Raw genomic sequence first — 20,599 nt, forward strand, 5'->3', positions numbered from 1 at the left:
TACTACTGGTTAAAAACCCCTTTCAGAAAGCCGTTGTTCTGCTGCTTTTTCGGCTTCGATTTCTTCTTGTCATCATCCCCGCCCAGAATGCCTTCAAACAAGCCACGCTTCTTTTCTTTCACAATGATGTAGCGCATCGATAAACCCGTGGGGAAGCGCGCCCAGTCGGCGGAGTTGAACTCCACACTGGGCTTAAAGTCGGCGGAAATCACCAGGGGCGTAAAGGCAATTTTATACTCAATGCCGGCAATGGCATCGAAGCCGCCGAAGGTGCCGGTGTCTTTGTTATTGCCCACATGGCCGCCGGCACCAAAATAATAGTTGAGGCTGGGGCCCAGAACGGGAAAGTGCCGCTCGGCCAGCACCGTAGCACTTACCTCCCGGGTATCGGCCAGCGCCAGGCCCTCCAGCGTAGACTTCTCCCATACTTTTTGCTGCACCGTTAAGCCGTAGCCATTGGGACTGTACCGGAAGCCCGCCGCCGTGCGGTATTTCTGCGCCTGCGCACCGGAAAACGACAATATAACGAGCAGCAATACCAGGAAACCCCGACCGGAAAAACGCGCAAACACCATAAATTAAAAGAAAGGTATACTTCGAAAGGAACCCGACTACGGGCAATGTCCGTTGAACGCACAACGGCGGTGCAAAGTACGCGCCGCTTTCGCAGGTTTGCCAGTTTTGGCCCCGGTCCCGTACCTTGCTACCTGATTTCTATTCCGCTTTTCCGGTTTTTGCCAGTGTATATTCACCACGTTGCCTACTATCTGCCTGAGCAGGTAGTCACGAATGAGCATTTTTCCCGCCTGAACGGCCTCTCCCACGAATGGATTGTTGAGCGAACCGGCATACGGGAGCGGCGCAAAGCCGGCCCTGGTGAGAATACCAACACCATGGCTATTGAAGCCACCCAGCGCGCCCTGGCCGCTGCCCCGGCTTTTGAAGTGGAAAAAGTAGACCTGATTGTAGGCGCCACCTACACCCCCCACGATACCATTGTAACCCTGGCCCACGTGGTGCAGCACGCCATTAACGTGCCCGATATCCCGGTGGTGAGCGTTTCCTCCGCCTGCTCTTCCCTGCTGAATGCCCTGGAAGTGGTGGAAGGCTACTTTGCCATGAACAAGGCCACCCGGGCCCTGGTAGTGGTTTCTGAGCACAACACCGCCTATTACAACGAAGACGATACCGTGGCCGGCCACCTCTGGGGCGACGGCGCCGCTACCCTGCTGGTAACCAAAGAGCGCCTGGCCCCCACCGACCTGCGCATGGTGGATTTGATGACGGGCGGTGCCGCCACCGTGGGCAAAGCTACCATCAGCGTAACACTGAAGCCCGTGGAGCGCGGCATTGTGATGCCCTTTGGCAAGGACGTGTTTATCTGGGCCTGCCAGTACATGGCCCGCGTGACCAGCCAGATAATGGAGCGCAACGACCTGCACCTGGACGACATCACTTACCTGATTCCGCACCAGGCCAACCGGCGCATTACCAACAACGTGCTCCAGACGCTGGCTTTGCCGGAGGAGCGCGCCGTATCCAACATTGAGTACCTGGGCAACACCGGCTGTGCCGGCGCTGCCATTGGCCTGGCCGATACCATGGGGCAGCTGCAGCCCGGCAACCGCGTAGTGCTGACCGTTTTTGGCGGCGGCTACTCCTACGGCGCCATGCTGCTGGAGCGCTAGCCTACCGGCTAGTTCATTCCCCGGATAAACGGAATCTGCCCTTCGTGGCCTTTATAGTCGGACCAGCGCAGCACGTGCCAGCCCGCGCGCAGCGGGGGCAGGCGCAGGGGCACAATATTGAGGCCGGGCTGCAGCGTGAGCACCTGTGTTTGCAGCAGGCGGCCCACGGCATCATACACCCGCAGCAGCAGCTGGCCTTCCGTCTCAATTAAGAACTGAATATTGGGCGTTTCATCGGTTACGGGGTTTGGGAAGAGCTCCAGGTTATTAGCCGCCAGGGCACTGTCCCGCACCCGAGCCGGAGCGGCGTAATCAATAATGCCATCGGGGCGCACTACGCCCACCCGGTAGTAAGGCCTGCCAGCGGGCGGGGTAGCATCGGTGATGCTATAGGAGCCGGCATCGGTAGCGGCTACCCGGCCAATGGGCTCCCAGGTGAGGGTATCAAGGCTGCGCTCTATCACGAACTCGGTTACAAAGCACTCGGCGGTGGTGGTCCAGAACACCTGGTTCTGGCCGGCCAGCACGGTTTGCGGGTCTACGCGCACCAGCGGGGCGGGCAGCATGGCTGCGGGGCCGCAGCCCAGGTTGCGGAAGCTGCGGGTAGTGAGCACAAACCGGCCCCCGGCAATGTCGCTCTCGGGGTTTAGCTCCCGGCTGGATTGCTGCCGCCCATAGGCGTAGTGCATCACGGCGCCGGGCAAAATCAGGTGGGAAAGCTGCTGGGCATGCCCCAGCTCGTGCAGCACTACCGATTCAAAGTCGTACTGGGTGGCGGAGGGCAGCCCCGGGCCATACTGCCAGGATTGCGCATCATCAAACACCATATCAAACTCCTTCACGGCAAATACAATCTGGCCATCGGGGCGGCGGCAGCCGGTGTAGTAGCTGGTGGTGCGGCCCAACACGCGCGCGGGCAGCTGGCTGTCACTGGCATCAAAGCCCAGGGCATTTACGTTGTCTTCGGCTTCTATCTTGCCGGTGCGGGAGTCGCCTACTTCCCAGTTTACGCCGGTGTTGCAGCGCCACGTGGCCAGGGCCCGCGCAAAAGCCGGCAAGGCGCCCCGGCTTATAAAGCCGGGGGTGGGCTGAATGGTGTAGCCACCGCGCCCATTGCGGTTGGCATGGTTGGGACGCACAATGTCTTTGCTGTTCTGCTCCTGCACGGTGCTCACGGCGTATACCACGGTAAGCGTGGCTACACTGGTACCGGCGTCCTGCCCATTGGTAGTAACGCGCACGGTACCACTACCGGCCGCCTTGCCGCCCTCACCGTAGGTGGGCACCAGCACTTTTATTTCCGAGTTAGTCCAGCTGACGTAATCCGTTGGCTGGGGCTTTACCAGCGTCTCGCCGCCATCATCAGCATTGCGGAACTCCACAAAGCCATTACCCCGCGTAGCCCCAAAACCGGTACCCCGAATGGTAAGCACCTGGCCGGTGCCCGCGGTAATGCGCAAGGGCGTGAGCGTGCTGATCAGCACGGCCTGGGGCCGGCCTACCGCCGTTTGGCGACGCACCGCCGCTTCCTGCAGGCGCTGATTGGGCTGCACCGGACGCAGGGCCTTGCCCGTGGCCGCTTCCAGGCGGGCGTAAAATGTCTGGTCGATGGCGGCGTACTGCCGGAACGGCTCGGCGGCCGTACCGCTGGCCAGATCATAGCGAATGAAGCCCTGCTCACTGCCATAGGCCATCCAGCTGCCCGTGGGGGTAGTGCCGGCAAAGGTGGCCGGGGCGAGGTAGAAAACCCCTTGCTCGCCGGGAGCCAGGGTGAGGGTGTTGGTCAGGCGCTGCTGATTCAGGCCAACGGTGCCGCCTTCCGTGAGTAGGGTAAGCTCCGGGCCGGTATTCTGCCCCTGAAACACCTTATATATACGAAGGCGGTGGGCGGTGTAAATGCGCTGGTGGGCCGCATCCCAGAAGCTTTCTGAGCGCAGCACTTCACCTTCCACAATCAGCCGGGACTGCTGCACCCGCTCGGCTTCCGGCAGGAGCTGCATGAGGCAGCGCATCTCCGGCCCGGGGGCCTGTGCCCGCGCATTTAGTAAGCCGGTGGAAAGGAGCCCGGCCACCAGCAGCGGCCGCAAAAGGGTAGATAATTTCATGAAACAGCCGAGCTAAAAGTCGTTTTGCAGAAGTACGGAGTTTAGGCGGGTTGGGGCGCTTCGCTACCTTCAAATTATCAGAAAAAGCCAGGCAGCTTGGCGTTAAAACAGGCTCCCTTGCACTGGTTGGGGAATAATGCGGGGCGGCGCTACCTCCAGGCCCGTTAAGCTATGAAGCCGCGCCAGGAAGTACTGCGTCCAGACGGGGGCGTGCATGATGTCTTTCTGATGAATGAAGAAGTAGACGGTTTGCAGCCCGGCGGCCAGCCACGCGGCCAGGCGCTCGGCCCAGGCGTCGGCGCGCTGGTAGTCCGTGGGTACCAGGCCGTGGCCGTTAAAGCGGATGAAGGCCACGGGCGTGGTCAGGCGCTGGTGCAGCACGTCGCGGCGGCCGGCCACATCGGTAATGACCAGCGTTTTCCCCAGAGCTTCCAGCATTTCAAATACCGATTCGCGCAGGGCGGTATCGGCAAACCAGGCGGGGTGGCGCAGCTCTACGGCCAGGGGCACGTCGGCGGGGAAATCGAGCAGGTAGCGCTCCAGGCGGGGCAGCCGCTCGGGGCCGAAGTGCGGGGGCAGTTGCAGAAAGGTCATGCCCAGGGCCGGGCCCAGCTCCTGAATAGCCCGACAAAAGGTGAGGGTGAGGTCATCGGCGTTATACAGCTCCCGCTCGTGGCTGATGCTTTGCGGCATTTTGGGGCAGAAGCGGAAGCCTTCGGGCACGGCCGCCCGCCATTTGCGCACGGTGGGCGCGTCGGGAATGCGGTAGTGGGTGGTATTCAGCTCAATGCTGTTAAACTGCCGGGCATAGTGGCTCAGGAAATCTGCCTCTTTGGCGCCGGCCGGAAAGTAAGAACCCAGCCAGGCTTTATTGGTCCAGATGGGGCAGCCCACAAACACCTGGGGCGGGGCTACAAGCGGGGCCGGGCGGGCCAGCACCGCGGCGGTACCCGGGTGGTCCGGGGGCAGACGAAAATCAACGTAGCGCAGATCAGAAAGGCGACCAAAATCCATACCGCAAGATACGAGGCCGCCCACCTCAGCGGACGTCTATGTTCATAACAAATAATTAGCACCTATGCAACCAGGTTTTTACCTAGTTGATGGGTTGATGGCCAAAATTTTTTATCTCCCTTATTATCTAATTTTCTTGGATTCCAGTCAATCGTCCCTTAATAATTCAAAAAAGTGCATCAACCAAGAGTAAGCGCAATTTTTTGTGAAAAATTATTGCATATATTTTGTACAAGTTTTAGCGGAAAAAGACAATAACAGAGCTGACATATAAAGACCTTCTTTGGAAGTTTCCCATCGATTTGGGATTGTGCTAATAGTTTTGCCACCCTTCACCAACGCAACGAACACTATGAAGTTACTCTACCGCATGGATGTCTCGGGCTTGATGATGGCACTGCTTTGTTTGCTGCTGTCTGCCCCGCTCAGCACTGCCTGGGCCCACACAGAAACGATAGAAGAAACCCCAACCGGCAAAACCGCCGCTAAAAAAACCGTGTTGCGGGGCCGGGCCTCCTGGTATGGCCGCGAGCATCAGGGCCTGCGCACCAGCAGCGGCGAGCGGTTTGACCGTTTTAAATATACCTGCGCCCACAAAACGCTGCCCTTCGGCACCCGTTTGCGCGTCACCAATCCAAAAAACGGCAAGTCCGTAGTGGTCCGGGTTTCCGACCGGGGCCCGTTCCGCCACCAGCGCATTCTGGATCTGGCCGAAGTAGCAGCCCGCCCGCTGGATATTGTCCGCATGGGTGCCGTATCCGTGGTAGCGGAAATAGTCCCTTCGGATACCCCCCTCGGCCCCACGGACGCCCCCGGGAACCTGGCCGAACTGACCACCGACCCCGAAGCCACCACGCTGGCCACCGTTATTGAGCCCGGCGCTACCGAAGCCGCCGATGCGGTTGTAATTCCCGAGCCCGCCCCCACCTTCGTTATTCAGGCCGGCACCTATGGCGATGCGCGCAACGCGCAGGCCGTGCAGGCTAAAATTCAGGCCCTCGATAATACCCTGCCCGTGAGCATTGCTGCCACCACGGTAGATGGCCGCTCCCTGAACCGCGTAATTGTAGGCCAGTATGCCTCGCCGGCTGATGCTGAAGCTACCCGCCGCAAGCTGCAGGAGTGGGGTATCAGTGGCCTGGTGCGCCAGAAAGAGAACTTCTAACACAGCCTTAGTGGCCTGTTACTTAAAAGCCCGTCGGACCTGAGCGTCCGGCGGGCTTTTTTGTGCGATGCAACGCTACTGGGGTGTCTGGTCTCCTCTTGGGGTATTCATTCTCTTTTCTTATTCCTTCCCCTACTTTACTTTATGAAAAAGCTGATTATGCTGCTGGGCGGCGCCATGCTGCTCACCATTTCTGCTTCGGCTCAAACTGAAAAAGGCACCGTAATGCTGGGCTTGTCTGGTGGCAACTTTGGGTACTCCCATGACAAGAATAGTAATGGTTCCAACATTTCAGCGAGCCTGTCTCCCAGCGCTGGTGTTTTTCTGATGAATAATTTTTTGGTAGGGGCCAGAGTGAATGTCAATTACTATTACTTCAGTCAGAACCCCTATACTATTACTCCAGTAAACCCTTACCACTATACAAATGAAGGGTTAGGCTATGGCTTGGGCCCTTTTGCCCGCTACTATGTTCCCAGCGCTAGCCGGCACCGGTTTTTTGCTGAGGCCGGAGTAGAGTTTTACAAGACTCGTTCCAGTACCCGGGTTGAGTATAATGGCACCGAAGAAGTTAATAAGATGAAGAACACGCACTCGGGCTTCCATGGGGCTTTGGGCTATAATTACTTCTTCACCCCAAACATAGCTTTAGAGGCCACGATTGGCTATCATCACACTGATTTGAGCCAAGCCTATTCAAGCGGCAACCTACGGGGCCAGCTGGGTCTCAGTATCTTCCTGCAAAAGCGCCAAGCAGCCGCCCCGCAGCCATAACAATAGCATAACTACTACTTTAAAAGGGCGGCCCATGAAGGTCGCCCTTTTTCGTGCGGGCTGTTTTCTGCCGCTCCGCCGTTGCATTTTGCGGCAAGGCTTCTACCTTAAGCGCCCCAACCAACTGCCCGCTATGTTCCAGTGGATGAAAGCCTTTACTGCCGTGCTCCTCAGCCTGCTGCTGACGTGGGTGCTCAACGCCAAGCAGGGTGATGTGCCGCCCATGGGCAAGTTCCTGAGCCCATTCCGCGGGTTCTGGCAGAACGCCGAGCGGGAGCAGGATTTCCCCGCCCGGCAAACCCTCACGCTGCCGGGCCTGCAGCAGCCCGTGCAGGTGCGCTTTGATGATAAGCGCGTGCCCCACGTGTTTGCCCAGAACGACCACGACCTGTACTTTGCTCAGGGCTACCTCACCGCCCGCGACCGGCTCTGGCAGATGGAATTCCAGACCCACGTAGCCGCCGGGCGCCTCTCGGAGATAGTAGGCGAGAAACGACTGGAAACCGACCGGTTTTTCCGGCGCATGGGCCTGCCCTACGGCGCTAAACGTTCCCTGGCCGTGATGATGGCCGACCCCACCACCCGCACCGTGCTGGAATCGTACTCGGCGGGCGTGAATGCCTACATCCATTCCCTCACGCCGGCCACACTGCCCTTTGAGTATAAGCTGCTGAATTACGCCCCGGAACCCTGGCAGCCGCTGAAATGCGCCCTGCTCCTGAAATTTATGGCCTGGGACCTGAGCGGCCGCACCGATGACCTGCGCCTCTCCAATATCCTGAACAAATACGGCCCGGGCGTGGTGAAGGACCTGTTTCCGGACTACCCCCTACGCGAAGACCCCATTGTGCCCGTGGGCGCGCCGCTGGATTTTAAACCCGTGCCGGTACCGCCCACGCCGAAAGAGTTTTCGGCTGAGTTATCCAATAACACCCCGCGCAACGAGCCGGATGCGGAGCTGGGCTCCAACAACTTTGCCGTCAGCGGCAGCAAGTCGGCCACGGGCTTTCCCCTGCTGGCCAACGACCCGCATCTGCAGTTGAACCTGCCCAGCATCTGGTACCAGATTCAGCTCTCAGCGCCGGGGGTGAATGTGTATGGCGTGACCATTCCGGGCGCGCCCACGGTTATTATCGGGTTTAACTCTGATGTGGCTTGGGGCGTGACCAACGTGGGGGCCGATGTGCTGGACTGGTATCAGCTGAAATTTAAGGATGCCACGCAGCGGGAGTACTGGCACGATGGCCGCTGGAAACCCATCCGGCGCGTGGTGGAGCGCATCAAAGTGCGCGGCCAGGTCGACCGCCTCGATACGGTGCTGTACACCCACCACGGCCCCATCGTGTACGACCACGACGAAAAGCCTTTCCTCTCGCAAACGCCCATCCGGCACGCCATGCGCTGGACGGCCCACGACGGCGCCAACGAGGTATTGGCCTTCTACCGCCTCAACCGCGCCCACTCCTACCCCGACTACACGGCTGCGCTGAGCACCTACGGTTCTCCGGCCCAGAACTTCATCTTTGCCGATGCCGGAAATGATATTGCCATCTGGCCCAACGGACGCTTCCCGCTGAAATGGCGCGACCAGGGCAAGTTTATTCTGGATGGCACCAACCCCGCCCACGACTGGCAGGGCTGGATTCCGCAGCCGCAAAACCCGCACGTGAAAAACCCGGGGCGCGGCTTCGTATCGTCGGCCAACCAGTTTTCCGCCGGCCCCGATTATCCTTATTACCTGGGCTGGGAATTTGCCCCCTGGGACCGGGGCCACCGCATCAACCAGCGCCTGGCCCGCATGACCAGCGCCACTGTGGATAGTCTGCGGCTGCTGCAGAATGATAACCTGGGCATTAATGCGCAGCTCATGCTGCCCCGCATGCTGGCGCTCCTGCGCGGCCAGTCGCTCAGCCCGGCCCAGCAACAAGTAACCCAGGCCCTCAGCCGCTGGAACTACTTCTATGATGCCGCTGCCATTGGACCTACGGTGTTTGAGCTATGGTACAAAACGCTGCTAAAGCAACTCTGGGAGGATGACTTCGGAGCCCAGGCCGGGGCAGAAATGCGCTACCCCTCCCGCGACCGGACCAATACATTAGTACTGAAAGAAGACCACAGCCCCTGGGTTGATGACCGTCGCACCCCGGCCGTAGAAACCCTCCCCCAACTGGCGCGGCAGTCCTTTCAATTTGCGGTAGATTCCCTACAGCGCAAATTCGGACCGCTGAGCCCGCAATGGAACTGGGCTAATCAGAAGAGCACCGATATTCTGCACCTGGCCCAACTGCCCGGCTTTGGCCGCATGGATATTGTGTGCGGGGGCGGGGCTGGTATTGTGAATGCTACTTCCGAGCGCAACGGGCCTTCCTGGCGCATGGTGGTGGCGCTGGGGCCGCAGGTGCACGCCTTCGGGGTGTTTCCCGGGGGCCAAAGTGGCAACCCCGGCTCGGCCCACTACGATGACCTGATTGAAACCTGGCGCCTCGGCCAGCTGAACGAGCTGATTTTCCTGCGCTCTGCTACCGAAGCTAACCCGCGGGTTTCCACCGCCTGGTCGCTTACTTCCCAATAACTTCTCTGCCTTATTATGGTGCTTTTTCTCTTGATTCTGGTGCTGGCGGCCATTGCGCAGCTTTTCCTGCCGTGGTGGATTATTACGCCACTCTGCTTTATGCTGGCTACCTGGCGCGGCCGCAAGGGCGGTCAGGCGTGGCTGGCCGGGTTTGCCGGGGTGGGGCTGGGCTGGCTGGTTCTGGCCAGTTGGCTGCACGTGCGCACGGAGGGCATTCTGAGTCACCGGGTGGCGCAGCTGCTGCCGCTGGGTGGCCACGGTTGGGCCTTGGTGCTGGTAACGGCAATACTGGGCGGGCTGGTGGGCGGCTTTGCGGCGCTGGCCGGCGCGTGGGTACGGCAGGCGGTGTTGAGTCAGCGACAAGTACCGGTGGAGCCAATGCAGCCGGCAGCCAGAAAACTGACCCTTTAAGAGTGTATAAGAGAATTGTCATGCTGAGCTTGTCGAAGCATCTCGCTAGTGTGGTATACCTTGGCAACATCAGCACGCGAGATGTCTCGACTTCACTCGACATGACATTCTTTTTCCCAACAGAGTCAGCACGCGAGAGGCTCCGCCTCTGCATGACACAAACGCAGGAATTAATCTAATAGCGGGAAATAAAGGCGAAGGCTTCCAGCGTATAGCGGGCGGCGGAAGTAAAGTGGTTGCCGCCCTCAATGGGGTGCAGCTCTACCTGCGTGGCGCCGCGGCTGCGCATGGCCTTGTAGGCATCTTCTGAGTTGAAGTAGGGCACGTAGTCGTCGGCGGTGCCGTGGAAGAGGGCCAGCGGGGCCGTGGGCTTCCAGTCGTACACGTCGTTGTCGCGGAAGGCGGTACTCATGGGCTGGTCGGTGTTGCTGAGGATGCCCTGGCGGAAGGTGGCGGTGAACAGCTCGGCGGGTTTAGAAGGCACCGAGCTAAAGGGATTAAGCTGCAGCTGGCCGGCCCAGGGCTGATTGAAATAATAGGGAAACGGCCGGTTGATGCCATATACCTTATTATAAGTATCCAGTACCCACACGTAGGAGCTCAGGAAATTCAGCGGCTTATCAGAGCTTAGAATATAGTTGGCGAAGGCCGTTTTGTGGTAAGCCCCGGCACCGGGGGCGCTGGCCGTTACCGTGAATTCCCGGGCGTACTTTTCCTCCATCAGCTTGTGCAGCGACATGGTGGCGTAGCCGCCTTCGGAGTAGCCCAGTAGAAAGTTTTTCTGGTTGAGGGGCAGCTTCTCGCGCTTACAAAACTCCCGGGCCGCGCGCATCATGTCCAAAGAAGCCGAAGCCAGCGAAGGGCCGTGCTCATATGGGTGCGCCTGCGCTTTGGAAGCGCCGTAGCCAATATAATCGGGGGCCGAAACCACATAGCCCGTGGAAGCCAGCAACGATACCGCCGACCACACCTCACTGCTGGAGCTGTAATAGGAAGGCGCGCGCCGCTCCTCATCGGGCTGAATAGTACCGTGCTGATAGCTCAGCAAAGACAGCGGCTGACTGGCCACCGGTACCAGCAAAGCCCCGGAGGCCGTAATGGTTTGCCCGGCCGGAGTTTGGGTAGAGTAAGTGAGCTTATACACCCGGATAGGAAACCGGGCCAGCGCGCCCGCCAGTGGTACGCTACTTACCCGCTGGGCCAGCACCGCCGGGCTGTATTCCCCAATAAGCGTGCTACTGATGAGGTGAGTAGCCACCGGCGTGGCTGGCGTGGCGGCCGGCGCGGGCTGGGCCTCGCTCTTACACCCGGCCGCAACCGAGAAAAACAGGGAAAGCCAAAGCAGCCCGGTGGCAACGGGGCGCATAGAGCGGTGGCGCGAGTTAAAAAGGGTCACGGCAGAAAGCGTCAAAGGTGAATAGACTTTGGGTATAACACCGGCAGAGGCAAATAATTCATCCTGCCCTCGTGCGCCCTCCCCTGCTCCACGCCCTACGAAAAGCGAGATTTAAAACTTTAATTAAAAACTTAGTTGTATAACTAAAATATTAGTTATACATTGATATCACTTCTCATCAACCTCTGCTATGCAACCTTCCTTTCCTGAGCTAACCCGTGCCGAGGAGCAAGTAATGCAGGTGCTCTGGCGCCGTGGCCCTTCCTACGTGAAGGACGTGGTGCCCGAGCTACCGGCCCCTACGCCGGCCTACAATACGGTATCCACCATTATCCGCATTCTGGAGCAGAAAGGCTTTGTAGACCACGAAGCCTTTGGCCGCACGCACCGCTACTTCCCTATTGTAGCGCAGGATGCTTATCGGCGGTTTTCCCTGGGCAAGCTGCTGGGCGGCTACTTCGGGGGCTCCTTCTCCCGGCTGGTTTCCTTTTTCGCCCAGGAAGAAAACCTCGATGCTGCCCAGCTCGACGAGTTGCTGCGGCATGCCCAGTCTTCGCCACCCTCAACCCCGCCCGCCGATGAACCAGGTTCTGCCCCTCGCGCCGACGACAATGCTCCCGCTGCTTAGCTGGATGCTGCAAAGCACCCTGTGTCTGGGGGCCTGCTGGCTGCTATACCGCTATGCGCTGCGGCAGGAGCGCTTCTTTACTTTTAACCGCCGCTTCCTGCTCTTCACCCCCTGGCTGGCGCTGGGGCTACCGGGCTTACTGGCACTGCTGAAGCCGTGGCTCCCGGCTATTCAAAATCCCGCCAACGGGCTGCTGAATGGCGGCCTGCTGCCCGAGCTGACTATATCATCCGGCGCAGCGGGGGCCAATCTTGCAACTCAGCTGCCGGAGTGGCTGCCCTCCTCGCTCCTTCTCCTTTATCTGACCGGGGTACTTGTTGTGCTTATGCGGCTAGGCACACACCTGCTGCATCTGTGGCTGGCCGCCCGCCGCTTTCCCCGGGAGGCCCGGCCCGGCTATGTACTGGTGCACACCGGTGGGCGGCGCCCTACCAGCTCCTTTGGCCGCTGGGTTTTCTGGGATGATTCTACTACTCTTTCCTCCGATGAGGCCCGGGTGGTGCTGGCCCATGAGCTGGCCCACGTGCAGCAGGGTCACTCCTGGGAGCGGCTGAGTCTGGAGGCGACCCAGGCCCTGCTATGGTTCTGCCCTTTTATTCATTTCTATCCCCCGGCTTTAGCGCTGGTGCATGAGTTTCTGGCCGATGAGCAGGCGCTGCGTGCTACGGCTTCTTCCCCGGCTGCTCCCGTGGCAGAATCCTACACGGCCCTGTTGGCCCGCCTGGCGCTGCGCCAGCTGCACCCGGACTTACCACTTACCCATTCTTTTACCCAATCCTTCACCTTAACCCGTATTCGTATGCTTACCTCCCAAACGCCTGCACGGCGCTGGAAGCAGTGGCTGCTGCTCCCCATTGGTGCCATCTTATTCGTGGCTGTTGCCTGCGAAAATGCCCCGGACCTAGATAAGCCGGCCACCACGGCTACCAGTAAAGATTCCCAATACGGGACGCCCCCACCGCCGCCACCGCCACCTTACACCACCAATGCCGCTGACACCCCACCACCGCCCCCACCCCCGGCTCTTTCAAATGTTGAGGTGATGCCGGAATACCCTGGTGGGCAAACGGCGCTTTTCTCTGCTCTTCTAAAAAATACGCGGTACCCCGCCGTGGCAGTGCAACAAAAGCTTCAGGGCAAGGCCCTGGTAAGCTTTATAGTAAATACCGATGGCAGTATAAGCGCCGTGAAATTGGAACGAGGCGTAACGGCCGCAGCGGGGCAGCAGGCAGCAGCCACCACCCTGAATGAAGAAGCCTTGCGGGTAGTGCGCGAGCTGCCGGGCAAATGGACACCGGGCCTTAACAAAGGCAAGCGGGTAGCGGTGCAGTTTGCCGTTCCCATCACCTTTGCGCTACGCTAACACTTTATAGCTAAGCAAAAAGCGCCACCCAGAGTTCTGGGTGGCGCTTTTTGCTTAGCTAGCAGAATTTATCTACCAAATCGGAGAAGAGTTTTAGTAGGCTATCTGTTGCAGGGTTACTCGCTGGGGCATGCGCTGCTCATGATACAGCAACAGTTGGGAGGGCTCGGTATGCCACACATCGAAGTACCCTGAAGCGGGCGTTTCCTGTACGGTAACGGACTGCCCGGACTGCGTATTGAAGGTGAGGATGCGCCGTTCTGAGCGAAGAATTACCCGGTTGCTGTCGGGGGCGAAACCGCGCAGCCGGAAGGTGCCGGCCTGCGCGGCCAGAATGGCCATGCGGCGGGCCGGCACGTAGCCGCCTACCGTGTAGCTGCCGCCATCGGGCAGCGGCAGCACCCGAACTTCTTCTACCTTACCGGCCGCCGTCATTTTCAGGGAGACGATATCCCGCGGACGCAGCGTAGTGGTGCTGACCTGAAGCGTACCCAGCGTCAGAATACCAGTAGCTACCCCAATGGCAATGTGCCCGCCCAGGGAAGTACTTGTGTAAGTTTCGCCCACCAGCCGCACGTTGCCGGCGGCATCCGGCATGAGGCCCTGCCAAAGCACTTTCCGGCCCTGCGCCGTGAAGAGGCGAGCGTCCTGCGAGAGGAGCACGCGCTGATCTGCCTGTCGGGTGCTATCGGGGTTAAACCGGGTGTAAAACAGCTGGCCGGTCTTGGTGCGGCTGGGCCGGTTGTTATCGTAGGAATAGCCGGCCAGCAACAGGCTGTGGCCCGGGCCCATACTAGCCACGCTGGGCACCCGTCGCTCCTGCTGGTAATCTACGGCCTGGCGGCAGAGCACGTGCCCGGTGGCTAGCTCCAGGCAATACGCCTTAGACTCCGCTAAGCGGCTTTGCACGTTGGTGGTCACTACTAACCATACGTGGGTGCTGTCCATTACTACCTGTTCAATGGCCACCCGGCCCGTAGCGGCGGTAAAGCGGTGCGTCCAGCGGCTTTGCAGGTCCGGGGCAAGGTAGCGCACCAGTACCTGCTCGTGCTTGCGGCTGGGCTCTTCCAGCAGAAAACCTTCAGAAAGCGGTGCCATAGCACCGTGCAATTCCCGCCAGGGCAGCATGCGCTGCCGCACGCTCTGGCGGGCCACCAGCTGCCCGGTGGTATCTACTACCACCGTCAGAATAGAATCGGTGCCCCGGCGCCGGAGCTGGTACAGGGAATGGTAGCGGCTGCTGGCGGCATTCACCATTTGCAGGGAGCCGGGCAGGTACAGGTCGCGACGGTGACGGCGCTGCAGAGCGGGGTCGAAGACGTAGTGGCGGAGGCGGGTGGTTTTGGAGCTCTGCGGCTCTAAAGAGAACATGAGGGCGCGCTGGACACTGGGCAGATACAGCCCACCCAGGCGGGCCAGCCGAATACTATCGACCGTCACTTTTTGAGCTTTTGCCTGCTGCTGCAGACCTAAACCAACACTCATCACTAAAATGAGACGAAGCAAATAACGCATAACTATTTTTATAAATGCGGCGGCAAGTTAGCTGACCGTAACCTAGAAAAAGAGTCCAAAAACGGAGAAGTCTCAAATATTTATCCGGTACCTTCAAGCTAAATGCAGTACCTTCGCAATACAATTTGATTTCAATTCTTCTTCTTTTCAGTGTTGTATTTCAGGACCTTAACCCGCTTGACGGCTCCCGCGCTGGCTTCCTTGGGCCTCGCTTTTTCGCTTACTTCCCTTTCTGGCTGCGGCACCCGCACCGATGGTGAAACCCCAGATACCAAAGCAACGCTGGAGGCTGCCAAGCCCGTGGTGGTAGATACGCTGGCCCTGAAAAAGCAAGCTATGCTGCGCGACTCCGTGAAGGCGGATTCTATTGTGAAGGCCAACGGCCAGCTGCCGGGCGCCATTCTGCCGGGCAAGCGCATCATTGCCTTCTATGGCAATATCCGCTCGAAGGGTATGGGCATTCTGGGTCGCGAGCCAAAGGACCAGATGTTCCGCAAGTTTGAGAAAGTGCTGGCTGAGTGGCAGGCGGCCGACCCTTCCATTCCCGTACAGGCGGCCCTGCACAACGTAACCATCACGGCCCAGGGCACGCCCGGCAAGGATGGCAAGTGGCGCCTGATGAACTCCAAAGCCACCATTGCGGAAGTAATGAAGTGGGCCAAGGAGCACAACTGCATTCTGTTTCTGGACGTGCAGCCCGGTCACAGCACGCTGCAGGCCGAGCTGCCCAAGCTGGAGCAATACCTGAAGGACCCAATCGTGCACCTCGGCATCGACCCCGAGTTTTCACTGTCCACCATGCCCGGCGTGCGCCCCAACCAGAAAATAGGCACGCTTGATGCCAAGGACGTGAACTACGCCGTGAGCTTCCTGGCCCGCATCGTGAGCGAAAATAACCTGCCGCCCAAAGTGCTGACGGTGCACCGCTTCACCCGGAAGATGATTACCAACTACAAAAACATCAAGCTTGACCCACGCGTGCAGATTGTGATGCACATGGACGGCCACGGCGAGCCGACGCTGAAGAAGGACTCCTACCACGACTACATCCAGACCGAGCCCGTGCAGTACACCGGCTTCAAGCTATTCTACGAGTATGATGCCCGGCCCAAGCCCCACCACATCATGACGCCCAAAGAGGTTCTGTCGGAACTGACGCCTAAGCCGCTGTACATTCAGTACCAGTAGCCATGAGCTTGGGAGTTGGTGAAATGGTGAGTTGATGTGCTCACTGCTCAATCATCTTCTCCCACGATTGACTACTCCATAAACCAAGAGGCCCATTAGCTTAGCTAACGGGCCTCTTGGTTTATCAGCTGACTTAAAACGAGCTTCTACCCCGGTAAACCGGAATGGAGAACTCACCATTTCACCAACTCACTGTTCTAATGCTTAGTGCGCTGCGTTCAGGTCTACTTTCTCGCCCGGCTTGGCCCGCTTCACTAGGAAGATGAGCGGAATGCAGATCAGGAAGAAAGTGCCAATCATCAGGAACGTTTGGGAGTAGGTGATGAGGGCGGTTTGCTTCATCAGCATGCCTTCCAGAGCGGCGTAGGCCTGCTGCTGGGCCTGCATTAGGCTGGCGCCTTTGGCCATAAAGCTGGCGGTGAGGCCCTGCAGCCGCTGCTGGGTTTCGGGGTCGTAGAGGGAGATATTGGGCAGCAGGCTCACCCGGTTCTGCATGGTGGTGCGCTCCAGGTAGGTACCCACCAGCGCCACGCCAAACGAGCCGCCCAGCTGACGAATCATACCGGTAAGACCAGCGGCCTGGCCGGCATCTTTCCCGCTGATACCCGCCAACGACATGGTGGTGATGGGCAGAAACAGCAGGCTCAGCCCCAGGCCGCGCAGCAGCAGCGGCCAGAAGAAGTCACTTTCGCCGGCCGTGGGCGAAATCTGCGTGCTCATCCAGTAAGAGAAAAAGAAGAAGATAACGAAGCCCAGGGGCAGCATAAACTTCTGTGACACACCCTTCTGAATGGCCTTTCCCACCACCGGCATCATAAAGCCCGAGAGCAGCGCGCCCGGCAGCAGAATTTCCCCGGTCTGCGCGGCCGAAAAGCCTAGAATGCGCTGACAGAAAATGGGGAATACAAACACCGAGGCAAACAGCCCGAATCCCAGAATAAAGGACAGGAATGCCCCCACGGCCAGGTTGCGGCTTTTGCCCAGCACCCGCAGGTCTACAATGGGGTGCTCGGCCGTCAGCTCGCGCCAGATAAAGCCCACCAGGCCAATCACCGTGAGCAGGGTAAAGAGCAGGATGATGGGGTCCTCAAACCAGTCTTTGCTTTCGCCCTGTTCCAGCACGTACTGCAATGAGCCTACGCCCATGATCAGCAGAAAGACACCCGCCCAGTCAATTTCGCGCAGGGGCCTGGGTATGGCATTCTTGATGCGCTCCGGGTCCCGGATAAACAGCACCGTGAAGATGGAGGCCATAATGCCGACCGGCACGTTCACGTAGAAAATCCAGGGCCAGTCATAGTTATCTACAATCCAGCCGCCCAGCGTAGGGCCAATGGTGGGGCCAATAATAACGCCCATGCCAAACAGCGCCTGGCCCAGGGCCAGCTGACTAGGCGGGAAAGTATCAATCAGAATAGCCTGCGAGGTAGCCATCAGGGCGCCGCCGCCAATGCCCTGCACAAAGCGGAAAGCCACCAGCTCCCAGATGTTGGTGCTCTGGCCGCACGCTACCGAGGCCAGGGTGAAGAGTATCACCGAGAACAGATAGTAATTCTTGCGGCCGAACTGCTCGGCCAGAAAGCCCGTCATTGGAATTACAATAACGTTGGCAATGGCGTAGGACGCCACCACCCAGCTTACCTCCTGCTGCGTGGCCGAGAGGTTACCCATCATCTGGGTAAGCGCCACGTTCACAATGCTGGTATCAATCAGCTCCAGCAAGCAGCACATGACTACCGTAATAACGATGATCCACTTGGTAAATCCAGTTTCCATGTAATTTCAATTGGCAGCGGCCTGGCGTCGGCAGCAAGAGGAAAGCCGGTTCTGTCAAGAACCAATTCCGGGTTGCCGGCACCAGGCCGCTGATGGGCTATTTGACCTCCACCGTAGCCGTCACGCTCATGCCGGCGCGCAGCGGGTGCTCGGGGTCTGCTTTATCCAGCACAATTTTCACAGGCACGCGCTGGGTTACTTTCACGAAGTTGCCGGAAGCATTATCCGGAGGCAGCAGGGCAAAACGCGCCCCGGTAGCGGCTGAGAGCGACTCGATGTGGCCTTCGAACTTTTGATCGGGGTAAGCATCTACTTCTACTTCCACGGGCTGGCCTACTTTCATGTGGGTCAGCTGGGTTTCTTTGAAGTTGGCAACCACCCAGGTTTTCTCGCTGGCTACCAGACCCATCAACTGCTGGCCGGGCTGTACTACCTGGCCGGGCTGCACACTTTTCTTGCTTACAATGCCGTTGCCGGGCGCCTTAATAGTGGTGTAGCTAAGCTGCAGCATAGCATTGTCGAGGTCGGCCTGGCGCTGCTTTACAATGGCCTGGGCCACGGCTACCTGCTGCTGGGCGGCTTCTACCTGCTGGCGGGCTACGCTCACCTGGTTAGTGGCCGTGGCCCGCTGGGCGCTACTCGATTTCAGGTTGGCCTGCACGGCATCCAACTCGCTCTGCGGAATGATGTCTTCCTTCCGCAGGAACTGACTGCGCTTGAGGTCTTTTTGCAGCTTGGAGCGGGTGGCATCACTCACGCCAATAGCCGACTGCGCGGAGCTGACATTGGCCTGGGCCGTACCCACGGCCGCCCGGGCCGCCGTTACGTTTGCCTGCGCCGCGGCCAAAGCCGCCTGGGCGGAGTTTACTCGCTGCTGATAATCAGCAGGGTCCAGTGTGATAAGCATGTCGCCGGCTTTTACCACCTGGTTATCCTGCACTTTTACTTCCAGCACCGGGCCGCCCACGCGGGGCAGAATGGGGTACACGTCGCCTTCTACTTGGGCGTCGTCGGTTTCTTCATGATGCTGACCAAACTGGTAGCGCTGCCAGCCATAATAGGCACCAACCAGCAGCACTAGGGCCAGAATGGCCATAATAAAAGGGCGCTTGGAGCGGCCGGCCGGCTGCTCTTCTACGGCAGTATCATAAGGCGGCGGGCCAACGGGTTGCGAAGCGGCGGCTACAGCTGGCTCTTGATGAACGGGGGTTGCCATGGCAAAAAATATTGGAGAGGATGTGTTGACAAAAAGAAGATGCAGGAAGCCCGGGACTTAACGCCCTACGCTTCCTTCAAAAGCTACGCCGACTGGCGGTATTCCTTGGCGGGGCAGGCCTTCACCAGCAAGGTGGCGCAGGCGGCCTTACGGACCACGGCCTCGGCCGTGCTACCCACCAGAAAGCGGGTGAGGCCGGTCTGTCCGTGTGTTCCGATAACAATCAGGTCGGCGTGGCGGGTTTGGGCTTCGGCCACAATTTCTACGGGTGCCTCGCCCTGCAGCAGGCCGGTGCTCACCCGCGCGCCGGCCTCTTCGGCCTGGGTGCGGTAGAGGGCCAGCTGCCCGTTTGCTTCGTCGGTGCCGGTAGCCGGTACCGTTAGTGTAGGCTGAGGCTCCAGCACATGCAGCAGGTACAGCTCAGCCCCGGTGCCGGCCGCCAACGCTGCCGCATAGGCGACCAGCGGCGTAGATACAGCCGAGAAATCAAGCGGGCAAAGAATCAGCGACAGGTTCATGGGCGTGGGGTGTAACCGGGGAGAAGTAATTACCAGATTTGCTCGCCGGTGGCGCGCTTCAGCTGGTACTGACCCTGGGTGTAGTTGTAAATAGCCTGCAGGCGGGCCAGGCGGGCCTGCGCCAGCGAGGTTTCCGCGTCCAGCACGTCCAGGTTAGTACCTACATCGTAGCGGTAGCGGGCTTTGGCACGGGTCAGGGCATCACTGGCCTGGTTAATCTGCACCACGGCATTGTTGTAGCGCGCGGTGCTGGACTGCAGGTTGTTGGCCGCCTGGCGCACATCGGCGCGCACCTGCTCCTGGGCATCCTGAATGCGGGCCTGCGCCCCCCGGATGTTGGCCTGCGCCTCTACCCGCTGGTTTTTGTTTTTGTTGCCATCATAAATGGGCACCGAGAGTTGCACCACGCCCACGGAGTTGGGGCGAAACTTCTCCAGGTTAGGCAGGTAGCCGTTTTTGCCGCCCAGCTGCGCACCCACGCCCAGCACGGGCTTGTTGCTGCGCTCCACAAACTTCAGGTTCATGGCCGCGGTGTTTTCCGCGTCGCGGGCCATTTTAATTTCTGGGCGGGTCTCGGTGGCTCTGGCCAGGGCCGCCTCCACGTCTACGGCCTGCGGCTGGAAGGCCAGCGTGCCACGCACGGGCACTTCCACATACTCCGGCTTATGCAGCAGGCGGGCCAGCTGTACCTGCTGGTTGCGCAGCTGGTTCTGGAGGTCAATCTTCACGTTTTCGGCCTGCGTGATGCGTACCTGGGTGGTGGTCACATCAAACTTGGTGCTGACACCTCCTTCCACGCGCTTTTCCATCTCGCGCTCATGCTGGCGCAGGGAGGCAATCTGCTGGTCCTGCACCTTAATGCTTTCACGCACAAACAGGATATTATAGTAAGCCTGGGCGGCCGCATAAGCCAGGTCGCGGCGCGTTACGGCAATCTGGTCCTGGGCCGTTAGCCGGCGGCTTTCGGCCAGGTTATAGGAGGCTTCCTTTTTACCGAAGTCCAGCAGCCCATATTGCAGGGTGATGTGGGCATCGTAGTTATTGTTGGGCGCCAGCTGGAATTCCGGCGCATCGGGCGCCAGTTGCAGCTTTACTACCGGGTCGATGCGGGTGTACGTAGCCGTACCGGTTACCTGGGGTAGGAAGCCGCCGCGGGTTTGCTGCACGCGGCTGGTAGCGGCGTTTACTTCTTCTTCTAGGGAGGTAATAGACGGGTTAGCATCCAGCACCGAGCGGATGGTGCCGTCTAGGGTCAGAGAATCGGACAAAA

Annotated in this window: 17 protein-coding genes; 8 read left to right on the plus strand and 9 right to left on the minus strand. The window is 59.3% G+C overall.

The genetic code is table 11. The features are described from left to right. Positions 1 to 2: 2 nt before the first annotated feature. The gene (locus AM218_RS13080; protein ID WP_082318229.1) at positions 3 to 575 is read right to left on the minus strand and encodes a hypothetical protein; all 573 of its coding nucleotides are present in this window, start codon (positions 573 to 575) and stop codon (positions 3 to 5) included. 165 nt (positions 576 to 740) lie between these two features. Here AM218_RS13080 and AM218_RS13085 point away from each other — a divergent pair, with 165 nt between their 5' ends. After that, positions 741 to 1,688, plus strand: coding sequence for a 3-oxoacyl-ACP synthase III family protein (locus AM218_RS13085; protein ID WP_054415606.1), 948 nt, complete (start codon positions 741 to 743; stop codon positions 1,686 to 1,688). An 8-nt stretch (positions 1,689 to 1,696) separates the two neighbouring features. Here the strand turns inward: AM218_RS13085 and AM218_RS13090 are convergent, their stop codons facing one another. Continuing rightward, positions 1,697 to 3,793: a matrixin family metalloprotease gene (locus AM218_RS13090; protein ID WP_054414301.1), complete on the minus strand. Its 2,097-nt coding sequence runs from the start codon at positions 3,791 to 3,793 to the stop codon at positions 1,697 to 1,699. A gap of 102 nt (positions 3,794 to 3,895) precedes the next feature. Next, a complete protein-coding gene (locus AM218_RS13095; RefSeq protein WP_054414302.1) occupies positions 3,896 to 4,807 on the minus strand; it encodes a DUF72 domain-containing protein in 912 nt (303 codons plus the stop codon). A 352-nt stretch (positions 4,808 to 5,159) separates the two neighbouring features. Between AM218_RS13095 and AM218_RS13100 the strand changes: the two genes are divergently transcribed. The 4 genes from AM218_RS13100 to AM218_RS13115 all read left to right on the plus strand — a co-directional run bounded on the left by AM218_RS13100 (position 5,160) and on the right by AM218_RS13115 (position 9,729). Beyond that, positions 5,160 to 5,972, plus strand: coding sequence for a septal ring lytic transglycosylase RlpA family protein (locus AM218_RS13100; RefSeq protein ID WP_054414303.1), 813 nt, complete (start codon positions 5,160 to 5,162; stop codon positions 5,970 to 5,972). Between the two features lie 144 nt (positions 5,973 to 6,116). Further along, positions 6,117 to 6,746 carry an outer membrane beta-barrel protein gene (locus AM218_RS13105; protein ID WP_054414304.1) on the plus strand — a complete coding sequence of 210 codons (630 nt, stop codon included), beginning with the start codon at positions 6,117 to 6,119 and terminating at the stop codon, positions 6,744 to 6,746. Positions 6,747 to 6,891: 145 nt separating this feature from the next. Continuing rightward, a complete protein-coding gene (locus tag AM218_RS13110; protein WP_231717491.1) occupies positions 6,892 to 9,318 on the plus strand; it encodes a penicillin acylase family protein in 2,427 nt (808 codons plus the stop codon). Positions 9,319 to 9,333: 15 nt separating this feature from the next. After that, positions 9,334 to 9,729 (plus strand): hypothetical protein, encoded by a 396-nt coding sequence (locus AM218_RS13115; RefSeq protein ID WP_054414305.1) that lies wholly within the window; start codon positions 9,334 to 9,336, stop codon positions 9,727 to 9,729. 175 nt (positions 9,730 to 9,904) lie between these two features. Here the strand turns inward: AM218_RS13115 and AM218_RS13120 are convergent, their stop codons facing one another. Then, entirely contained in the window at positions 9,905 to 11,140 is a 1,236-nt protein-coding gene (locus AM218_RS13120; protein ID WP_231717492.1) for an alpha/beta hydrolase family protein, read from the minus strand. 175 nt (positions 11,141 to 11,315) lie between these two features. On the opposite strand from AM218_RS13120, the gene AM218_RS13125 reads away from it, so the two are divergent. Next, positions 11,316 to 11,753 (plus strand): BlaI/MecI/CopY family transcriptional regulator, encoded by a 438-nt coding sequence (locus AM218_RS13125; protein WP_054414307.1) that lies wholly within the window; start codon positions 11,316 to 11,318, stop codon positions 11,751 to 11,753. After that, the gene (locus tag AM218_RS13130) at positions 11,704 to 13,116 is read left to right on the plus strand and encodes a TonB family protein (RefSeq protein WP_197273970.1); all 1,413 of its coding nucleotides are present in this window, start codon (positions 11,704 to 11,706) and stop codon (positions 13,114 to 13,116) included. Before AM218_RS13125 ends, AM218_RS13130 begins: the two co-directional genes overlap by 50 nt. A 93-nt stretch (positions 13,117 to 13,209) precedes the next feature. Here the strand turns inward: AM218_RS13130 and AM218_RS13135 are convergent, their stop codons facing one another. Next, positions 13,210 to 14,631: a hypothetical protein gene (locus AM218_RS13135; RefSeq protein WP_157547659.1), complete on the minus strand. Its 1,422-nt coding sequence runs from the start codon at positions 14,629 to 14,631 to the stop codon at positions 13,210 to 13,212. A gap of 177 nt (positions 14,632 to 14,808) precedes the next feature. Here AM218_RS13135 and AM218_RS13140 point away from each other — a divergent pair, with 177 nt between their 5' ends. Further along, entirely contained in the window at positions 14,809 to 15,819 is a 1,011-nt protein-coding gene (locus tag AM218_RS13140; RefSeq protein ID WP_231717493.1) for a hypothetical protein, read from the plus strand. A 204-nt stretch (positions 15,820 to 16,023) separates the two neighbouring features. Here AM218_RS13140 and AM218_RS13145 read toward each other — a convergent pair whose 3' ends face one another. The 4 genes from AM218_RS13145 to AM218_RS13160 form a co-directional block, all read right to left on the minus strand. Further along, positions 16,024 to 17,595, minus strand: coding sequence for a DHA2 family efflux MFS transporter permease subunit (locus AM218_RS13145; RefSeq protein WP_054414310.1), 1,572 nt, complete (start codon positions 17,593 to 17,595; stop codon positions 16,024 to 16,026). Positions 17,596 to 17,692: 97 nt separating this feature from the next. Then, entirely contained in the window at positions 17,693 to 18,811 is a 1,119-nt protein-coding gene (locus tag AM218_RS13150) for an HlyD family secretion protein (RefSeq protein ID WP_054414311.1), read from the minus strand. A gap of 83 nt (positions 18,812 to 18,894) precedes the next feature. Continuing rightward, a complete protein-coding gene (locus AM218_RS13155; protein ID WP_054414312.1) occupies positions 18,895 to 19,329 on the minus strand; it encodes a universal stress protein in 435 nt (144 codons plus the stop codon). Between the two features lie 29 nt (positions 19,330 to 19,358). After that, positions 19,359 to 20,597 carry a TolC family protein gene (locus AM218_RS13160; RefSeq protein ID WP_054414313.1) on the minus strand — a complete coding sequence of 413 codons (1,239 nt, stop codon included), beginning with the start codon at positions 20,595 to 20,597 and terminating at the stop codon, positions 19,359 to 19,361. Positions 20,598 to 20,599: the final 2 nt, after the last annotated feature.

It is taken from the genome of Hymenobacter sp. DG25A, from assembly GCF_001280305.1.
GTDB lineage: Bacteria > Bacteroidota > Bacteroidia > Cytophagales > Hymenobacteraceae > Hymenobacter.